At 69.0% G+C, this 2,520-nt stretch carries 1 protein-coding gene; it reads left to right on the forward strand.

Annotation, left to right across the window (positions count from 1 at the left end):
- Window positions 1-2,520: ATP-dependent chaperone ClpB (gene clpB / locus AC5JBD_RS00070; protein WP_495719713.1), on the forward strand; the 2,520-nt coding region annotated here is incomplete at both ends.

The raw sequence follows: 2,520 nt of genomic DNA on the forward strand, positions 1-2,520 counted from the left end.
ATGGATATCGAGAAATTCACCGATCGCGCCAAGGGCTTCCTGCAGGCGGCGCAGACCATCGCCATCCGCGAATACCACCAGCGCGTGACGCCGGAACACCTGCTAAAGGCGCTGCTGGATGATGAGCAGGGGGCCGCGGCCGGGCTGATCCGCGCGGCCGGCGGCGATCCCGCCCACGCCAAGCAGGCCGTAGATGCCGAGATCGGGCGCCAGCCGAAGGTGAGCGGCGCCGGCGCTGGCCAGCCGCAATTCACCCCCGACATCGTCCGCGTGCTGGATGCGGCGCAGCAGCAGGCGCAGAAGGTTGGCGACGCCTTCGTCGCCCAGGACCGGCTGCTGGTCGGGCTGGCCGCGAGCGATGCGCCCGCCGGCCGCATCCTGAAGCAGGCCGGCGCCGATGCGCAGCGGCTGGAGGCCGCCGTCGCCGACATGCGCAAGGGCCGCAAGGTGGACAGCCAGAATGCCGAGGAGAAGTTCGACGCGCTGAAGAAATACGCGCGCGACATCACCGAGGCGGCGCGCACCGGCAAGCTGGACCCGGTGATCGGCCGTGACGAGGAGATCCGCCGCGCCATCCAAGTGCTGGCACGCCGCACCAAGAACAACCCGGTGCTGATCGGCGAGCCGGGCGTCGGCAAGACCGCGATTGTGGAGGGCCTTGCGCTCCGGATCGTGCGGGGCGACGTGCCGGAGGCGCTGAAGGACAAGCGCGTGATGGCGCTCGACCTCGGCGCGATGGTCGCCGGCGCGAAATATCGCGGCGAGTTCGAGGAGCGGCTGAAGGGCGTGCTGCAGGAGGTCGAGGAGGCCGCCGGCGACATCATCCTCTTCATCGACGAGATGCACACGCTGGTCGGCGCGGGCAAGGCGGAGGGCGCGATGGACGCCTCCAACCTGCTCAAGCCCGCGCTCGCCCGCGGCGAACTGCACTGCATCGGCGCGACGACGCTCGATGAGTACCGCAAGCACGTGGAGAAGGACGCGGCGCTGGCCCGGCGCTTCCAGCCCGTCTTCGTCGGCGAGCCGAGCGTCGAGGACACGATCAGCATCCTCCGCGGCATCAAGGACAAGTACGAGACACATCACGGCGTGCGCATCACCGACAGCGCGCTGGTCGCCGCCGCGACGCTCTCGAACCGCTACATCACCGACCGCTTCCTGCCGGACAAGGCGATCGACCTGGTGGACGAGGCCTCCTCGCGGCTGCGCATGCAGGTGGACAGCAAGCCGGAGGAGCTGGACGAGCTCGACCGCCGGCTGATGATGCTGAAGATCGAGCGTGAGGCGCTGAAGAAGGAGGACGACGCGGCCTCCCGCGATCGCCTCGCCAAGCTGGAGAAGGATGTCGCCGAGTTCGAGGAGCGCTCGCGCGAGATGACCCAGCGCTGGGAGGAGGAGAAGGGCAAGGTCGTCGCCACGCAGAAGGCGAAGGAGGAGCTGGACAAGGCCCGCACCGAGCTGGATCTGGCGGAGCGCCGCGGCGACTATGCTCGGGCCGGTGAGCTGAAATACGGCGTCATCCCGGGCCTCGAGAAGCAGATCGCGGGCGCCGGCGACGGCGATGCCCGGCTGGTGAACGAGGCGGTGACCGAGGAGGGCATCGCCGCCGTGGTCAGCCGCTGGACCGGCATCCCGGTCGAGAAGATGCTGGAGGGCGAGCGGGCCAAGCTGCTGAAGATGGAGGACCAGCTCCGCCGCCGCGTGGTCGGGCAGGAGGAGGCGCTGGAGGCGGTCTCCAAGGCTGTCCGCCGGGCGCGCGCCGGCCTGCAGGACCCGAACCGGCCGATCGGCAGCTTCCTCTTCCTCGGCCCGACCGGTGTCGGCAAGACCGAGTTGGTAAAGGCGCTGGCGAGCTTCCTCTTCGACGACGAGCGGGCGATGACCCGCATCGACATGTCGGAATACATGGAGAAGCACGCGGTCTCCCGCCTGGTCGGCGCCCCTCCGGGCTATGTCGGCTATGACGAGGGTGGCGCGCTGACCGAGGCGATCCGGCGCCGGCCCTACCAGGTCATCCTCTTCGACGAGGTGGAGAAGGCGCATGAGGACGTCTTCAACATCCTGTTGCAGGTGCTGGATGACGGGCGGCTGACGGATGGCCAGGGGCGGACGGTCGATTTCCGCAACACCATCATCGTGCTGACCAGCAACCTCGGCAGCCAGGCGATCGCCGAACTGCCCGAGACCGCCGATATCGAGGCGGCGCGGCCAGCGGTGATGCGAGCGGTGCGGGACCGGTTCCGGCCGGAATTCCTCAACCGGCTGGATGAGATCGTGCTGTTCCGGCGCCTCGCGCGCGGCGACATGGCGGCGATCGTCGATATCCAGCTGGCCCGGCTGCGGGCACTGCTGGAGGATCGCAAGATCCGGCTGGAACTGGACGAGAGCGCCCGGGAATGGCTGGCCGAGGCCGGCTACGACCCGACCTATGGCGCGCGGCCGCTGAAGCGGGTGATCCAGCGGAACCTGCAGGACAAGCTGGCCAACCTGTTGCTGGAAGGCCGCATCCAGGACGGCGAG

The sequence above is a fragment of the Allosphingosinicella sp. genome (genome assembly GCF_059502505.1).